General features: G+C 74.3%; 14 protein-coding genes. 7 read left to right on the top strand and 7 right to left on the bottom strand.

The genetic code is table 11. The features are described from left to right. On the bottom strand, positions 1 to 681 hold the full coding sequence (mtrA, locus tag ACFVHK_RS04280) for an MtrAB system response regulator MtrA (RefSeq protein WP_376927757.1): 681 nt from the start codon (positions 679 to 681) through the stop codon (positions 1 to 3). 138 nt (positions 682 to 819) lie between these two features. Here mtrA and ACFVHK_RS04275 point away from each other — a divergent pair, with 138 nt between their 5' ends. The 5 genes from ACFVHK_RS04275 to ACFVHK_RS04255 are packed head-to-tail and all read left to right on the top strand — an operon-like array spanning position 820 to position 6239. Beyond that, positions 820 to 2007 (top strand): hypothetical protein, encoded by a 1188-nt coding sequence (locus ACFVHK_RS04275; protein WP_376927756.1) that lies wholly within the window; start codon positions 820 to 822, stop codon positions 2005 to 2007. After that, entirely contained in the window at positions 1998 to 2666 is a 669-nt protein-coding gene (locus tag ACFVHK_RS04270) for a DUF4129 domain-containing protein (RefSeq protein ID WP_376927755.1), read from the top strand. Before ACFVHK_RS04275 ends, ACFVHK_RS04270 begins: the two co-directional genes overlap by 10 nt. After that, positions 2663 to 3934 carry a DUF4350 domain-containing protein gene (locus ACFVHK_RS04265; protein ID WP_376927754.1) on the top strand — a complete coding sequence of 424 codons (1272 nt, stop codon included), beginning with the start codon at positions 2663 to 2665 and terminating at the stop codon, positions 3932 to 3934. Before ACFVHK_RS04270 ends, ACFVHK_RS04265 begins: the two co-directional genes overlap by 4 nt. Next, positions 3931 to 4902, top strand: a complete 972-nt coding sequence (locus ACFVHK_RS04260; RefSeq protein ID WP_376927753.1) for an AAA family ATPase — start codon at positions 3931 to 3933, stop codon at positions 4900 to 4902. The genes ACFVHK_RS04265 and ACFVHK_RS04260 overlap by 4 nt, the downstream gene beginning before the upstream one ends. A 2-nt stretch (positions 4903 to 4904) precedes the next feature. Next, the gene (locus tag ACFVHK_RS04255) at positions 4905 to 6239 is read left to right on the top strand and encodes a DUF58 domain-containing protein (RefSeq protein ID WP_376927752.1); all 1335 of its coding nucleotides are present in this window, start codon (positions 4905 to 4907) and stop codon (positions 6237 to 6239) included. Between the two features lie 40 nt (positions 6240 to 6279). Here the strand turns inward: ACFVHK_RS04255 and ACFVHK_RS04250 are convergent, their stop codons facing one another. After that, a complete protein-coding gene (locus ACFVHK_RS04250; protein ID WP_376927751.1) occupies positions 6280 to 7275 on the bottom strand; it encodes a stage II sporulation protein M in 996 nt (331 codons plus the stop codon). Between the two features lie 17 nt (positions 7276 to 7292). Here ACFVHK_RS04250 and ACFVHK_RS04245 point away from each other — a divergent pair, with 17 nt between their 5' ends. Further along, entirely contained in the window at positions 7293 to 8135 is an 843-nt protein-coding gene (locus tag ACFVHK_RS04245) for an RDD family protein (RefSeq protein WP_376927750.1), read from the top strand. 24 nt (positions 8136 to 8159) lie between these two features. Here ACFVHK_RS04245 and ahcY read toward each other — a convergent pair whose 3' ends face one another. The 3 genes from ahcY to ACFVHK_RS04230 are packed head-to-tail and all read right to left on the bottom strand — an operon-like array spanning position 8160 to position 11344. After that, positions 8160 to 9647 carry an adenosylhomocysteinase gene (gene ahcY, locus ACFVHK_RS04240; protein WP_449224248.1) on the bottom strand — a complete coding sequence of 496 codons (1488 nt, stop codon included), beginning with the start codon at positions 9645 to 9647 and terminating at the stop codon, positions 8160 to 8162. Positions 9648 to 9698: 51 nt separating this feature from the next. Then, positions 9699 to 11132, bottom strand: coding sequence for a phosphomannomutase/phosphoglucomutase (locus ACFVHK_RS04235; protein WP_376927748.1), 1434 nt, complete (start codon positions 11130 to 11132; stop codon positions 9699 to 9701). Next, on the bottom strand, positions 11129 to 11344 hold the full coding sequence (locus tag ACFVHK_RS04230; RefSeq protein ID WP_129234589.1) for a DUF3499 family protein: 216 nt from the start codon (positions 11342 to 11344) through the stop codon (positions 11129 to 11131). Before ACFVHK_RS04230 ends, ACFVHK_RS04235 begins: the two co-directional genes overlap by 4 nt. A 45-nt stretch (positions 11345 to 11389) precedes the next feature. Here ACFVHK_RS04230 and ACFVHK_RS04225 point away from each other — a divergent pair, with 45 nt between their 5' ends. Further along, positions 11390 to 11833: a hypothetical protein gene (locus tag ACFVHK_RS04225; RefSeq protein ID WP_129234590.1), complete on the top strand. Its 444-nt coding sequence runs from the start codon at positions 11390 to 11392 to the stop codon at positions 11831 to 11833. A 50-nt stretch (positions 11834 to 11883) separates the two neighbouring features. Here ACFVHK_RS04225 and ACFVHK_RS04220 read toward each other — a convergent pair whose 3' ends face one another. Next, positions 11884 to 13305 (bottom strand): DUF5719 family protein, encoded by a 1422-nt coding sequence (locus tag ACFVHK_RS04220; protein WP_376927747.1) that lies wholly within the window; start codon positions 13303 to 13305, stop codon positions 11884 to 11886. A gap of 1 nt (position 13306) precedes the next feature. After that, positions 13307 to 16240: a glycosyltransferase family 2 protein gene (locus tag ACFVHK_RS04215; protein WP_376927746.1), complete on the bottom strand. Its 2934-nt coding sequence runs from the start codon at positions 16238 to 16240 to the stop codon at positions 13307 to 13309. Between the last annotated feature and the right edge of the window lie 29 nt (positions 16241 to 16269).

Below are 16269 nucleotides of genomic sequence, written 5' to 3'. Positions count from 1 at the left end.
TCAGGTGGTGGCGCCGGCGCGGTAGCCCACGCCGCGGACGGTCATGACGATCCGCGGGTTGTCGGGATCGTGCTCGACCTTGGCGCGCAGGCGCTGCACGTGGACGTTCACGAGTCGCGTGTCGGCCTTGTAGTGGTAGCCCCACACCTGCTCGAGCAGCATCTCGCGCGTGAACACCTGCTGCGGCTTCGAGGCGAGCGTGAGCAGGAGGTCGAACTCGAGCGGGGTGAGGTTGATCCGCTCGTCACCGCGTCGGACCTCGTGGCCGGCCGCGTCGATCTCGAGGTCGCCGACCGAGATCGTGTCGACCACCGTGTCGGGCGTCGGGCGGAGCCTCGTGCGGATGCGAGCCACCAGCTCCTTCGGGTTGAAGGGCTTGACCATGTAGTCGTCGGCGCCCGACTCCAGCCCCTTGACGACGTCGGCGGTGTCGCTCTTGGCGGTCAGCATGATGATCGGCGTGCCGCTCTCGGCTCGGATGCGGCCGCACACCTCGATGCCGTCCATTCCCGGGAGCATGAGGTCGAGGAGCACGAGGTCGGGCCTGGCATCGCGGAACGCCGCCAGCGCGCCTCCCCCATCGGCGCAGAACACCGGGTCGAACCCCTCCGTGCGCAGCACGATGCCGATCATCTCGGCGAGGGCCGTGTCGTCGTCGACGACGAGTACGCGAGGCGTCATGCGTTCGTTCTCCGTGGGCTCCGGCGCGCAGGCCGGTCGGCGGTCCAGTGGCACCAGCGTAGCCGTTCGAGGGAACGCCTCGGCCGTGGGCGGCCTGTGGCAGCATTGTGGGATCCCCCGGGAAGGAGCACGACGCACGTGTCGGATCAGCAGTGGCATCCCCCCGCTCCCCCGGCGAGCACCGGATACGGGCCGCCCCCGCTTCCGCCGGGCGCCGCCGTGCCGCCACCTGCGCCCGGATACGGCCCTCAGTCGCCCGCCGGCTACGGCGCTCCGACCGGCGGGTGGACCCCGCCGCCCAAGCCCGGCCTGCTGCCGCTCCGGCCCATGGGCTTCGGCACACTGCTCTGGGCGCCGTTCCGGACCCTCCGCCGGAATCCCGCACCGGTGTTCGGCACGGGACTCGTCGTCCAACTGGCCTCCGTCGTCGCGACCGCCGCGGTCTTCGTGCCCTTCCTCGTGCTCGCGATCGGGCGCATCGAGTCCGCGAGCGCCGCCGACCTCGACGCGATCATGGCCGGAACGATCGGATGGCTCATCCTGCTGACGCTCGTCCCGGTCGCCGTCGGCGTGGTGGCCGGGGCGTTCCTGCAGGGCGTCATGGTCGTCGAGGTCGCGAGCGGCACGCTCGGCGAACGGCTCGGGTTCGGGGCGCTGTGGCGGCGCGCCGCGGCTCGGATCGGCCCCCTCATCGGCTGGACCCTGCTCGTGAGCCTCATCGTGCTCGGGGTCTTCGGCGTGTTCGCCACGATCATCGTGATGACGGCCCTGATCGCACCCGACCCGCTGACGATCGTCGGCGTGGTGCTGGTCATCATCCTGCTCGTCCTCGGGCTCGCCGTGCTCGCCGCGTGGCTGGGGACGAAACTCGCGCTCGTGCCGAGCGTGATCGTGCTCGAGCGCGCGGGCATCGCGCAGTCCGTGCGACGGTCCTGGCAGCTCACCACGGGGCACTTCTGGCGGACCTTCGGCCTGATCCTCCTCGTCGGGCTCATCGTCTCGACGATCGCGCAGACCGTCGTCCAGGTGCCGATGCTCGGCGGCACGATCCTCGCCGTCATCCTCGACCCCACGGCGGGCGCCACCTACGACGCGGTGACCGTCGCCTCGACCGTGATCGGCACCGTCCTCTCGATCCTCGTCGGCGCGATCGTGGCAGTCGTGCAGGCCGCGCTCATCGCCGTGATCTACATCGACCTCCGGATGCGCTCCGAGGGGCTCGACCTCGAACTCGAGCGGCACGTGGAGGCGAGGGAGGCGGGCCGGCCCGTGACGGATCCGTTCGCACCGGTCCCGACGGGCGAACCGACCCCGACGTGGTCCTGACCGCGCTCGCGCGGCTCGAGCCGCCGCTCGACCCCGACGCGCCGGAGGCGCGCCGCTGGGTGATCGACGAGCTCGCCGATCCGGTCTACCGCGCGGCCGAACCGACCCTCTTCGACCTCGCGGCGCAGGCGGTGCGCGACTGGATCGCGAGCCTCTTCAGCGGCGCGTCCGGGCTGCCGGTGCCGACGCTCGCGCTCATCGCGGTGCTCGTCGTCGCCGGGCTCGTGGGGCTCGGCCTCCTCGTGTTCGGCCTCCCACGACTCCGGCGACGCACGCCCGTCGGGATCGCGCTGTTCGACGACGGCGACCTGCGCGATGCCACGACGCTCCGCGCCGCCGCCGAGCGGGCGGCGGCATCCGGCCGGTGGGCGCTCGCCATCGAGGAGCGTTTCCGCGCACTCATGCGCGCCCTCGTCGAGCGCGAGCTCGTGCGCGTGCACCCCGGGACGACGGCCCACGGAATGGCCCGCGCGGCGGCCTCGCCCTTCCCCGCGTACGGTCGGGCACTCGAGCACGCGGCCGACGCGTTCGACGGCGTGCGCTACCTCGGCCGCACCGGCGACGCCGGCGCCTACGCCGAGGTCGCCGCACTCGATGCCGAACTCGGCACGGCGCGCCCGCTCGCCGCACCGACCACGTCGGCCGGGGCCGGAACGTGAGTGCCGCTCGCGAGGTCGGGATCGCGTCGACGGATCGCGCCCGATCGGACCGTCCGGCCCCCGCGATCACGCCCGGCGCGCGCGGGACGCTGCGGCGCGGACGGACCTGGGTCGTCATCGCGCTCGCGCTCCTCGCCGGTGCGCTGGTCCTCGTGGCGCTCCAGGGCGCGGTGCGAGCGCCGGGGTCTCCGCTCGCGGCCGACAACCCGGCGCCGGGTGGTGCCCAGGCGCTCGCCCGCGTCCTCGCCGATCGGGGCGTCGAGGTCGGGCAGGTGCGCACCCTCGACGGCGCGCTCGACGCCGCGCGCAGCGGAGCGACGGTGTTCCTGCACGACGACCTCGGCGTGCTCGATCGCGAGCGCGTCCGCGAGCTCGCCTCCGTCGCCGACCGAATCGTGGTCGCGCGGCCGGACTTCGCCGCGCTCGAGGTGCTCGCGCCCGGGGTCCGACTCGCCGGCGCCGCCGAGGGCCCTCCCGCCGACGCCGCGTGCCGACTGCCGGCCGCCGATCGGGCCGGCGAGCTCTCCGACGGCCAACGCCTCCTCGCGATCGACGATGACGCGGCGGCATCGGGATTCTCGGGCTGCTTCCCATCCGGCGACGGATTCGCACTCGTCGCCGGCACCTCGCCCGACGGCGCCGAGGTGGTCCTGGTGGGCGCCACGACGCCGTTCGCGAACGAGACGGTCGACGAGGCCGGCAACGCGGCCCTCGCGATCGGCCTGCTCGGCGAACGCGACGAGGTCGCCTGGTACCTCCCCGGCCCCGGCGACGCGGATGCCGCCGCCGCGCCGACCCTCGCCGAGTTGACGCCGGGCTGGGTGAGCCCGCTGCTCGTCCTCCTCGTGGTCGTCACCGTCGTCGCCGGGATCTGGCGAGGCCGGCGATTCGGCCCGCTCGTCGTCGAGGACCTCCCCGTGCACGTCCCCGCCTCCGAGACCGGGGAGGGCCGGGCTCGCCTCTATGCGCGGAGTTCGGCGCGACTGCGGTCGCTCGACCAGCTGCGGATCGGCGCAATCCGGCGACTGGCCGCCGCGCTCCGCCTGCCGCGATCCGCCGAGGTCGACGCCGTGGTCGCGGCCGCCGCGAGCACGACCGGCCGGCCCGCGGCATCCGTTCGCGCACTGCTCGTCGACGCCGAACCGCAGGGCGACCGCGACCTGGTCCGCCTCGCCCGCGACCTCGACGAGCTCGAGCGCGCCGTCCGCGCCGCGATCGCACCAGATCAGGCACCAGAAGCCACCGACCCGACAGGAAGGCGACCATGACCGACCCGACCCCCGACGACGCGCAGCTGCGCGGCGCGCTCGACCGCGTCCGCACCGAGGTGGGCAAGGCGGTCGTCGGCCAGGACGGCGCCGTGACCGGCCTCATCATCGCACTGCTCGCCGACGGGCACGTGCTGCTCGAGGGCGTCCCCGGCGTCGCGAAGACGCTGCTGGTGCGGACCCTGAGCAGGACGCTCCGCCTCGAGACGCGACGTGTGCAGTTCACGCCCGACCTCATGCCCGGCGACGTGACCGGCTCGCTCGCGTACGACCCGCGATCCGGCGAGTTCGCGTTCCGCGAGGGGCCGGTGTTCACGAACCTGCTCCTGGCCGACGAGATCAATCGCACGCCTCCCAAGACGCAGTCGGCGCTCCTCGAGGCCATGGAGGAACGGCAGGTCTCGGTCGACGGGGTGACGCGCCCGCTGCCCGCCCCCTTCCTCGTCGCCGCCACCCAGAACCCGATCGAGTACGAGGGCACGTACGCGCTCCCGGAGGCCCAGCTCGACCGCTTCCTGTTGAAGCTCGTGCTCGACGTGCCGGAGCGCGATGCGGAGGTCGCGATGCTCCGGCGCCATGCCGACGGCTTCGACCCGCACGACCTGGCCGCCGCCGGCGTCGAACCGGTGCTCGGCGCGGCCGAGCTCCTCGCCGCCCGTGCTGCCGCTCGACGCGTCGGCGTCGCCGACGACGTCCTCGCGTACGTCGTCGACCTCGCACGCGCCACGCGCCGGAGCCCGTCGATGCGGCTCGGCGTGAGCCCGCGTGCCGTCGCGGGGCTCCTCGCCGCTGCGAAGGCCTGGGCGTGGCTGACCGCGGTCGAGAAGGTCACGCCCGACCATGTGCAGGCCATGCTGCTCCCGGCCTGGCGCCACCGCGTGCAGCTCCGCCCGGAGGCCGAGCTCGAGGGCGTGTCGGTCGACCAGGTGCTGCGATCGGTCGTGCAGCAGGTGCAGGTCCCGCTCTGACGATGGCGCTCACCGGACGATTCAGCCTGCTCGTCGCCCTCGGCGTCGTGCCCGTCGTGCTGCTCGGCGGCGACGCGGGCGCCGCATGGGCGACCCTCGTGGTGTGGCTGCTCGTCGCGGTCGGCCTCGGTGCGATCGACCTCGCGGCCGCGGCATCCCCACGCCTGGTCGCCGTCGAGCGCGACCTGCCGCCGCGGCTGCGCCTCGGCGAGACGGTCCGCTCCGAGCTGGTGCTCCGGAACCTCGGACGACGGAGGCTCCGCGCCGAGGTGCGCGACGGCTGGCCGCCCTCGGCGGGCGTGCACGGACGCAACCGCGCTCGCGTCGACGTCCCCGCCGGCGAGGGGCGGCGCGTGACGCTCGCGCTCACGCCGACCCGCCGCGGCGACCGCGTCACCGAGGCCGTCACGATCCGCTCACGCGGACCGCTCGGCCTCTGGGCCCGGCAGGCGACCCTCACGGCGCCCGGACGGATCCGCGTCCTGCCGCCGTTCCACTCCCGGGCGCACCTCCCCTCGCGCCTCACGCGACTGCGCGAGCTGGACGGCAGGACCCCGATCCTCATCCGCGGCCAGGGAACCGAATTCGACTCCCTCCGGGAGTACGTGCGCGGCGACGACGTGCGATCGATCGACTGGCGCGCCACCGCCCGCCGCTCCGACCCGGAGTCGCCCGGGTCGGCGAAGCTCATGGTCCGCACGTGGCGGCCGGAACGCGATCGACGCATCGTGATCGTCGTCGACACGTCGAGGACGGCGGCCGCGCGCATCGGCGACGAACCGCGCCTCGACACCGCCTACGAGGCGGCGCTCCTGCTCGCCGCCCTCGCCACGCACGCCGGCGATCGCGTGGACCTCCTGCTGTGGGACCGCCGGCTCCGCGGGCGCGTGCACGGTGCGAGCGGCCCGGACCTGCTGGCGCGCATGGTCGACACGATGGCGGACGTCGACGCGGAGCTCATCGAGGCCGACTGGGCGGGCGTTCCCGCGCAGATCCGCGGGGTGACGAGCCGCCGCGCGCTCGTGGTCCTCCTCACCGCGGCGGATTCGCCCGGCAGCGCGCGCGGCCTGCTCTCCGTGCTCCCCCAGCTCGCCTCCCGGCACCGCGTGGTCGTGGCATCCGTCGCCGACCCGACCCTCGAGATCGCCGCACGGAACCGCGACGAACTCTCCGAGGTCTATGCGGCCGCGGCGGCCGAGCGGACCCGCCTCGACGCCGATCGTGTCGCGGCGGCCGCCCGACGGCTCGGCGCGTCGACCGTGGCCGCCGGCCCGGCCGACCTCCCCCCGGCACTCGCCGACCGGTACCTCGAGCTCAAGGCCGCCGGGCAGCTCTAGCGATGCCGCGGCGGCCGTGGGCTCGACCGCCGGCCGCGCGTCAGCCCGCGGTCGCGCGACGCGCCCCCGCGTCGAACTCGGCGAGGTCGCCCGTCTCGCCGGCGCGGGCCGCGCGGCGTCCGAGCACGAGCATCGCGAACAGCAGCAGGCCGAGCGCCAGTGCGCCGATGCCGATCTTGACCGGCCACGGCCAGGGTGCGGGCGTGACGAACCCCTCGATGACCCCGGCGAGGAGCAGGAAGAAGACGAGCCCGATCGCGACCGAGAACAGGGAGCGCGCGTCTTCCGCGACGGCGGCGCCACGGGTGCGGGCACCCGGCGCGACCCAGGCCCAGAAGATCCGCAGCCCGGCCGCGGCCGCCACGAACACGCAGGCGAGTTCGAGCAGGCCGTGCGGGGCGATGTAGAGGAAGAAGGTGTCGGCCTCGTCGTAGGCGAACATGATCGCCGCGGTCAGGCCGAGGTTCTGCGCGTTCTGGAGGATCACCCAGGGCACCCAGACGCCCGTGATGCCGAACGCCACGCACTGCGCGGCGATCCACGCGTTGTTGGTCCAGACGGCCCCGGCGAAGGACGCGGCCGGGTTCTCTGAGTAGTAGGCGACGAACCCCTCCTCGGCGAGCTGCCGGAGCTCCTCCTCGCTGCCGAGGCTCGCGAGGACGCGCGGGTCGGCGAGCACCCACGTCGCGTACAGCGCCGAGACCGCGAACGTCGCGAGCGCGACGGCGAGGGTCAGCCAGCGCACCCGGTAGAGGGCGGCGGGCATCCCGATGAGGGCGAAGTGCGAGAGCTGTCGCAGGGGGTTCTCGGCGACCCCGGTGAACCGCAGCCGGGCGCGAGCGAGGGTGAGGGAGAGCCGCTCCCCCAGCGCGGTCGACCCCGCGGTCGCCTGGACGAGCGAGAGGTCGGCCGCCGCGGCCTGGTACCGCTCGATGAGCTCGTCGGCCTCCGCGCCGCTCGGGCGCGACCTGCGCGAGAGCGCGTCGAGCCGCTCCCAGTCGTCGTGGCGGGCGGTCGCGAGCGCGTCGAGGTCCATCTGCTTGAATACTAGCCATGCCCGCCGACGCCGCCCCTGCGCGGACCTCGATCGCACTCGACGACGAGGCGGTGCTCACCGGCGAGGCGGTGGCACTCGACCTGCGCCCGGCGAGCGCCGTCATGCGTGCCGGCGGGGCGGCGATCGACGTGATCCTCACGATCGTCGTGGGCCTGCTCGCGCTCCTGGCGATCTCGGGCCTCGACCTCGACGAGGCCGCGTTCCGCGCGGTCGGCATCACGCTTCTCGTCGCGTGCCTCGTCGTGCTGCCCACCGCCGTCGAGACCGCCTCGCGAGGGCGCTCGCTCGGCAAGCTCGTCATGGGCATCCGCGTGGTGCGCGACGACGGCGGATCGATCGGATTCCGGCACGCCCTCATCCGCGCCCTCACGGGCGTGCTCGAGATCTGGCTCACCTTCGGCGGGCTCGCGGTGCTCGTCGGCTTCCTCAACCCCGACTCGAAGCGGCTCGGCGACATCCTCGCCGGCACGCACGGGCAGGTGGAGCGCGTGCGGGCGTACGTGCCCGCGTCGTTCGGGGTGCCCGTCCCGCTCGCCGCGTGGGCCGAGGTCGCCGACGTCGGGCGGCTGCCCGATCCGCTCGCCCGCCGCGTCGCCACGTTCCTCCGCAACGCCCCGCACCTCGCACCCGCCAGTCGGCAGCGGGTGGCCGCGTCGCTCGCGGCGGAGGTCGCCCCGTTCGTCTCCCCGATCCCGCACGTGGAAGCCGAACTCCTGCTCGCCGGCGTCGCGGCACTGCGGCGCGATCGCGACCTCGCGGCCCTCGCACTGGTCGACGCGCGCATGCGCGAACTGGGGCCGGTGCTCGAGTCCCGGCCGAACGGCTTCCCCGAGCGCTGACGCGCCGGGGCATCCGCCTCGAGGTCAGTACCGGTAGTGGTCGACCTTGTACGGACCCTCGACGGGTACGCCGATGTACGCCGCCTGCTCAGGCGTGAGCACGGTGAGCTCGACGCCGAGCGCGTCGAGGTGGAGGCGCGCGACCTTCTCGTCGAGGTGCTTGGGAAGCACGTACACGCCGATCGGGTAGGCGTCGGGGCGCGTCCAGAGCTCGATCTGCGCGAGCACCTGGTTCGCGAACGAGTTCGACATCACGAACGACGGGTGGCCGGTCGCGTTGCCGAGGTTCATGAGCCGGCCCTCGGAGAGCACGAGGATGCTGCGCCCGGTCGGCAGGCGCCATTCGTGCACCTGCGGCTTGATCTCGACCCGCTCAGCGCCCTCGAGCGACTCGAGCGCGGCCATGTCGATCTCGTTGTCGAAGTGGCCGACGTTCGCGACGACCGCGAGGTGCTTCAGCCCCAGCAGGTGCTCCAGGCGCACGACGTCCTTGTTGCCGGTGCCCGTGACGAGGATGTCGACCTGGTCGATCACGGACTCGAGCCGTGCCACCTGGTACCCGTCCATCGCCGCCTGCAGGGCGTTGATCGGGTCGATTTCGGACACGATGACGCGGGCGCCCTGGCCGCGGAGCGCCTCGGCGGCGCCCTTCCCGACGTCGCCGTAGCCCGCGACGAACGCGACCTTGCCGCCCATGAGCACGTCGGTCGCGCGGTTCAGGCCGTCGGGCAGCGAGTGCCGGATGCCGTACTTGTTGTCGAACTTCGACTTCGTCACCGAGTCGTTGACGTTGATCGCGGGGAAGAGCAGCTCGCCGTCGGCGTGCAGCTCGTACAGCCGGTGCACGCCCGTCGTGGTCTCCTCCGTCACGCCCTTCAGCCCGGCCGCGATGCGCGTCCAACGGTCGGGACTCGACTCGAGCGACCGGCGAAGCGTGTCGAGCACGACGCGGTACTCGCCGCTCGCGTCATCCGGCGCAGCAGGCACGGACCCGGCGGCTTCGAACTCGCGCCCGCGGTGGACGAGCAGCGTCGCGTCGCCACCGTCGTCGAGGATCATGTTGGGGCCGATCCAGTCCTCGCCCGCGACGTCGGCCTCGGCCGACCAGTCGAAGATGCGGTCGGTGCACCACCAGTACTCCTCGAGCGTCTCGCCCTTCCAGGCGAACACCGGCACGCCGGCGGGCTCGTCGACGGTGCCGTCGGGGCCGACGACGACCGCGGCCGCCGCCTCGTCCTGCGTGGAGAAGATGTTGCAGCTCGCCCACCGCACCTCGGCGCCGAGTGCCACGAGCGTCTCGATGAGCACCGCGGTCTGCACGGTCATGTGCAGGCTCCCCGCGATGCGGGCACCGGCGAGCGGCTTCGACTCGCCGTACTCGGCGCGGAGCGCCATGAGGCCCGGCATCTCGTTCTCCGCCAGGCGGAGCTGGTGCCGGCCCGCCTCGGCGAGCGAGAGGTCGGCGACCTTGAAGGGCAGGGCGGATGTCGCGGAGGGCGTGACGAGGGTCATGGCGTCCATTCTCGCAGCCGCGCGGGCCGGAGGCATCCGGCCCGTCGGCGACTAGGCGCGGATGAGCGCGAGCACCTCGTCGCGGATCGCCGCCATCGTGGAGGCGTCCTCCCCCTCGACGTTGAGCCGGAGCAGCGGCTCGGTGTTCGACGGCCGGACGTTGAACCACCAGAACGGCTCGTCCTCGGCGGTGATGCCCGTCGCGGTGAGCCCGTCGAGCTCGTCGAACTCGACGCGGCCGGTGAACGCCTCGACGATGCGCGTGTACGCGGCGGGCACGTCGGCGACGGTCGAGTTGATCTCGCCGGACATCGCGTACGGCGTGAACCGCGCGGACATCTCGGAGAGCGGCGCGTCCTGCGAGCCGAACTCGGCGAGCAGGTGCATGGCCGCGAGCATGCCGTTGTCGGCGCCCCAGAAGTCGCGGAAGTAGTAGTGCGCCGAGTGCTCGCCGCCGAAGACCGCGCGCGTCTCGTTCATGCGGTCCTTGATGAGCGAATGGCCGACGCGCGTGCGCACCGCGACGGCGCCCACGGCCTCGATCGTCTCGGGCACGAAGCGCGAGGTGATGAGGTTGTGGATCACGGTGGGCTCGGGCTCGCCGAGGGCCCGCACCCGGGCGATCTCGCGCAGTGCGACGATCGCGGCGACCGCCGAGGGGTCGACGGCCTCGCCGCGCTCGTCGACGACGAAGCAGCGATCGGCGTCGCCGTCGAACGCCAGGCCGAGGTCGGCGCCGTGCTCGAGCACCGCGCGCTGCAGGTCGACGAGGTTGGCCGGGTCGAGCGGGTTGGCCTCGTGGTTCGGGAACGTGCCGTCGAGTTCGAAGTAGAGCGGGATGATCTCGAGCGGGAGCGCGGGCAGGCCGGCCGCCTCACCGAGGACCGCGGGGACGGTGAGCCCGCCCATGCCGTTGCCGGCGTCGACGACGACCTTCAGCGGGCGGATGCCGCCGAGGTCGACGAGCGTGCGGAGGTGCTGCGCGTAGTCGGCGAGGACGTCGGCCTCCGTGATGCTGCCGGGCTCGGGGACCGCGGGGATCCCGCCATCGAGGAACTCCGCGGCGCGGTCGCGGATGGCTGCGAGGCCCGTGTCGAGCGAGATGCCCTGGGCGCCCGCCCGGGAGAACTTGATGCCGTTGTACGCGGCGGGGTTGTGGCTTGCGGTGAACATCGCCGCGGGCGCGTGCATCGAACCCGACGCGAAGTAGGTCTCGTCGGTCGAGCAGAGTCCGATCTCGACGACGCCCGCACCGCGCGCCGCAGCGCCCCGGGCGAACGCCTCCGCGAATCCCGGCGAGGAGTCCCGCATGTCGTGCCCGACGACGACGCGGTCGCCGGCGGCTCCGACCTCGTCGACGAACGCCGCGCCGAGTGCCTCGACGACCTCGGCGGTGAGCGCCTCGCCGACGATGCCTCGGACGTCGTAGGCCTTCACGATCGTTTCGAGGCGCGCGCGAGCGCTCGTCTTCGCGGGGGGATTCATGCGGTGAACCCTACCTCACCGAGGGTGACGTGCCGGATGATCTGCCAGCCGCGCGGAGCGGACGTGCGCTCCGCGTGGCGTGCGCACAGGTCGTACGAGTGCGGCTCGCGGGTGTACGACAGGGGCCCCAGCACGGCGAGCGAATCGGCGTAGTCGTACGTCAGTGTCGCGACCGCCTCAGCGGTGCATGCGGTGCGCGAACAACGTCTCATGGCGACCCCAGCGTAGCGATCCGACCGGCCACTACGATGGAGGTCATGCCCCGTTCCCGTCGTGTCGCCGCGACGTCGGCCTCGCCGAGGCGCCTCTCGCGCGACCGTCACGGCCGTGGGATGCGCTCGGCCGTGACCGGCCCGCATCTCCCACCCCTCCGGACCCGCATCGACGAGTTCGACGTGACGCTCGCCTCCACGGCGGCGTACCTCCGCGGGCTCTGGCCCGATCTCGAGGGCGTCTCGTTCCAGGTCGCCGATGCACCGGCCGAGGCGATCCACGACGACCACGTCGACCGCTGGCGGGTGCACCACGACGAGCGCCGGATCGTCTTCTACCGGCTGCCGATCGTGCGCTTCCTCCGCACGCAGGAGGGCGAGGAGAAGGACGAGCGGCTCCTCGTCGAGAGCTGCGTCTTCCGGGCCGTCGCCGAGTTCCTCGGACGTGATCCGTGGGAGCTCGCCCCTGGTCGGTACCGCCACCTGTGACGCGCGCGGTCGGCGCCTGAGCCGCTCCGGCGTCTCCGGCGTCGGCCCCATTACTGCGGGAACACGCGCACCGGGGAGTCGAGGGGACCCGGTGGGGAGACCGGCATCGAGGCCAGCACGTCGCCGCCGCCGAAGGTGACCGCCGCGTGCATCCCCTCGACGCCGTCGAGGATGACGCGATCGCCGCCCCGCACGTCGACGGAGGCCGCACCGCCCGGCGGAATCGCGACCGAGCGCTCGCTCCCGCCGATCGTGACCGTCGCGGTGGCCCCGTCGTCGCCGGGGTTCGCGAGACGGAGGGCTGCGTCGGGTCCGTCCGGGATCGCGACCGCGGCGCGCTCGAGGAGCGCGCCGGTCGCGACCGCCCAGGCGAGGTCGGCCAGGATCGGGTCGTCTCCCTCGCCGAGGACCGTCGACCGGGCCGCCGCGACCACCGGGGCGTCCGCGTCCACGACCACGGTGTACGAGCCGGCCTCGAGCGTGCCGAGCGGGAGGTCGGTGGTCTGGCCCGGGGCGAGCGTGACGTCGACCTGCGAGACGACGGCGCCGACCTCGTCTCGGACCTCGACGGTCGCGGAGGCATCGGCGTCGTCCGGGGCGAACAGTCGGACGGCCGGGAAGTCGTCGCCCTCGGCGTGGTCGTCGTCGGGCGCCACGCCCCGCACGTCGGTGATGACGAGCCCGGGCACGACCTGGCGGGTCGCCGGCGGGGCGACCGGGGTCGACAGCTCGACGCCCGCCGGCTCGAGGCCGAGCACGATCGAGTGCTGCAGCGCCGCGGCGATCGGCGCGCCCGCGCTGGTGACGTGGATGACCGGGGTGCGCACGCTCGGCGCGAGCCCGGCGAGCGAGACGACGCGCTGGCTCCGCGGGGGCACGACGATTCCGAGCCCCGACGGCGCCTCGACCGCGCCGGTCTCCCCGATCACGCGGACGTCGACCGTGGAGGCGACCTCGCCCGGGTTGGCGAGCAGCACGAGACCGGACCGCCCGACCTCGGTGGCACCGGCGAGGAGCCACGAATCGGATGCCGGTTCGACGCACGCCGCCGCCGCGAACCCGCGGAGGGACTCGGTCGCCGCCGACTGCGACTGGGCGCCCGCGAGCATCCCGGCGAGCACCGCGCCGGGTTCGGCCGAGATCGCGACCGGCCCCCCGTCCGTGGCCGCGTCCGCGTTGTCCGGCGCATCGAGCGGCGCCTGTTCGATCGAGGCGCTCTCCGGTTCGGCCACGATGGAGAGCGCGGGCGCTCCGACCGACCGCGCGGTGGCCGCGGACGCGGCGTCGTCCGCGAGCGACAGCAGGGGCCCCGGACAGACCCGGAGCTGACGGCTCTCCGCGGGCTGGACGACGGTCGAGGGCGGTCGGGCAGCGACCTCGGGCAGGGGCGCAGTGGATGCCGCGATCAGCGCACCCGCGGCGAGGCCGCCTGCGGCCAGCACGGCGGCCAGCCTGACGGCCCCCCGGATCACGTCACGCCTCGTCGGCACGGCGCTCACCTCCGTCCTCGTCATCGGGTCGGGCGGGTTCGTCGGATCCGTCCGCCGAGGGCTTCGTCGCGTCGTCCGCCGCCGGCGGGCTCGCGGCCCGCTGACGACGACGACGACGCACCGACGGCGGCCTGCGGTCGGGCTCCCGGCCCCCGCCCGTCGGGATCGAGAGCAGGAGCGCTGCCCCGATCACCACCAGCTGGCCCGTCACGATCCACCCGGCGACGGGTCCGGCGTCCGGGATGCGCGCGCCGGGCGCCGCGGGATCGGCGTCCACGAATCGCCAGATCGGGCCGAAGTCCGTCTCGCCGATCGGGATGACCTGCGGGTTCCCGTCGAGCGCCGCACGCGCGCGCTGCTCGACGGCGACGGCAGCGGTGTCGTCCGCGTCCGCCGCACCGACCAGCACGAACGAGAGCCCGAACTCCTCGACCGCCGCGGTCGCGTCGTAGCCGCTGCGAGAGGCGAGGTTCCCGGCGAGCGTCGCGATCGACTCGGTGGTCCCGGTGAGGTCGCGCTGCGTGGACGCGAGCGTCGACTGCTCGTCGAGCGTGGCACCGCTGCCGCGCTCGATGGTGGCGCGGATGCCCCCGTCCGCCGTGGGCTCCATGCGCAGCGTCCCGACGCGCGGGTCCGAGGCCGCCTCTGCCTCGACGAAGGCCGGCAGGGTCCGCTCCGGTGCCGGTCCCACGGCCGTGCGACCGAGCGCGATCGCCGCGATGGTCGGTGCCACGGCCACGATGCCGAGGACCACCACGACCGTCGCCGCCACCGCCGCCCCTCGGCGCAGGGTGCTGAGCGCGAGGATCGCCGCCGCGAGGAGGCCGAGCCACATGACGCTGATGCCGGCACCCGCCCACACGGGCACGGCCCGCTCGCCGGAGAACGCGACGTGGACCAGGGTCGCGCCGACCGCGGTGGCGAAGCCCGCCGCGGCGAGGGCGAGCGCGAGCAGGCCCCCGCGCAGGCGGCGCGAGGCGACGACCGCGATCGCGGCGAGCGCCAGCGGGGCGAGGAGGACCGCGAGGACGATCGGCGGCGGCACGATCTCCGCGACCAGGCCGCCGAGTGCGTCCTCCCAGCGGCCCCACGTGCCGTTCGCCTGTCCGAGCGCGATCTGCGCCACGTCCGGTTCCCCGCCGCCGTGCGGAAGGCCCGGGTCGGCGAGGAGCGAGAACGACGCACCCCGTCCGACCTGCTGCACGATCAGCGGCAGGCCGAGCGCGAGCGCCGGGAGCGGGATGCCGACGAGCCGGACTGCGGCGCGACCGCTGAGCGGGAGGGCCACGAGCCAGGCCAGCACGAGGGCGGGCGCGAGGATCGGAGCGCACGCGACGATCGCGGCGAAGGCGAGCGAGGCGGCCGCCGCGGCCGCCCAGGAGGTGCCGGCGGCGAACATCAGGACGGCGAGCCACGGCAGCAGGACGTGCACGAGCACCGCGGCCGGGCGTCCTGCCGCGAGGGCATCGAGCAGCGGTGGCGCGACCGCCCAGGCGAGGCCGCCGAGCACGCGCAGCGACGCGCGCTCGGTGAGGCGCGACGCGGCGAACCACCCGCCGAGGCCCGACAGGGGGATGGCGAGGAGCCAGAGCCCGAGGAGCGCCGCGGTGGGGTCCCAGAAGGACGCGCTGCCGAGGACCGCGAGCACGCCCGCGAACGGATCGGCCGCGCCGACGAAGCCGCCGCCGATGTCTCGCCACCCCGCGGCCGCATTGCGCCAGAGCGAGGCGAGATCGTCGGAGAGCGGCAGCAGGCCGCCGCCTGAGATCCCGCCCGACGCGAGCAGCGGCGCGAAGAGGATCACCGAGAGGGCCACGGCGGCGAGCAGCACCCATCCGCCGCCGGTCTGCAGGAACTGCAGGTCGTCGACGCGGCCGCGTGCGCGCTGGCGGCGCGCCTCGGCGGCCTGCTGCCGGCGCACCCGCACCTCGTCGGGTCGGATCCGGAGCGGCGCCAGCGCGGACCACTTCACGGCCTTCACGTCGGCGATCGCGCGTCGCGAGCGCAGGACGCGTTGCGGCGTGACCATGACCTCGATCGCGGCGGCGAACTCGCCGGGGATCGAGCCGGGGGTCTTCACGAGCAGGTGCCGCAGCGATCGCAGCAGCGCGATGGGGAGCAGCGCGAGCCAGTGGAGGGGAACGAGCGCCGCGGGGGCGTCGGAGAGTCGTCGATGCAGCCATGCGGTCCGAGCGACCCGCGCCCGGTGACGGGCGGCTCGACCACCCGGCTCGGACCCGGGGCCCGCGACGCCGGTGTCGGCGAACCGCATCGACGCGGACGGCACGGCGATCACCCGGTGCCCGGCGAGCCGGGCGCGCATGCCCAGGTCGAGGCCGTCGTCCACGACGGGCAGCGCCGGGTCGAACCCGTCGAGGCGGCGCCATACCGCGTGCCGGACGAGCATGCCGACCGGGTCGGCCCCGAGGATGTCGGAGAGGTCGTCGTGCTGCCCCTGGTCGAGCTCGCCGTCGACGATCGGCAGGCTCCGGCCGCCGCGCGTGACCGATCGACCGAAGCGGACGATGCGCTTCGGGTCGTCCCACTCGACGAGCTTCGGTGCGGCGATCGCCGCGGTGCGGGCGTTCTCGAGCGCCGCGACGAGCGCTTCGAGCGCGGTGGGTGCGGGCGCGGCGTCCTCGGTCAGGAGCCACAGCGCGGACCGGTCGTCGTCGGGCTCGGCGAGGGTTCGCTCCACGGCCGCGACCGCTGCGCCGAACGGCTGCGGCGCCCCGAGCGAGACGACGTGCGAGGGCCGCAGGCCCTCGACCAGCCGGCGCGTGGCGTCATCGGCGTCCATGAGGACGACGGCGAGGTCGTCGGGCTGGCGCGTCTGCGATCGCAGCGCGCCGAGCGTGTCGCGAAGACGGTCGCCGCCGTGCTGCACGACGAGGACGGCGGTGACTCTGGGGAACATCGGGGACAGCCTAGGCGGCCGCCCCCGCG

The organism is Agromyces binzhouensis, assembly GCF_042672355.1.
GTDB lineage: Bacteria > Actinomycetota > Actinomycetes > Actinomycetales > Microbacteriaceae > Agromyces > Agromyces binzhouensis.
Note: the sequence above shows the minus strand (reverse complement) of the source record. Positions and strands in the feature narration are given on the sequence as shown.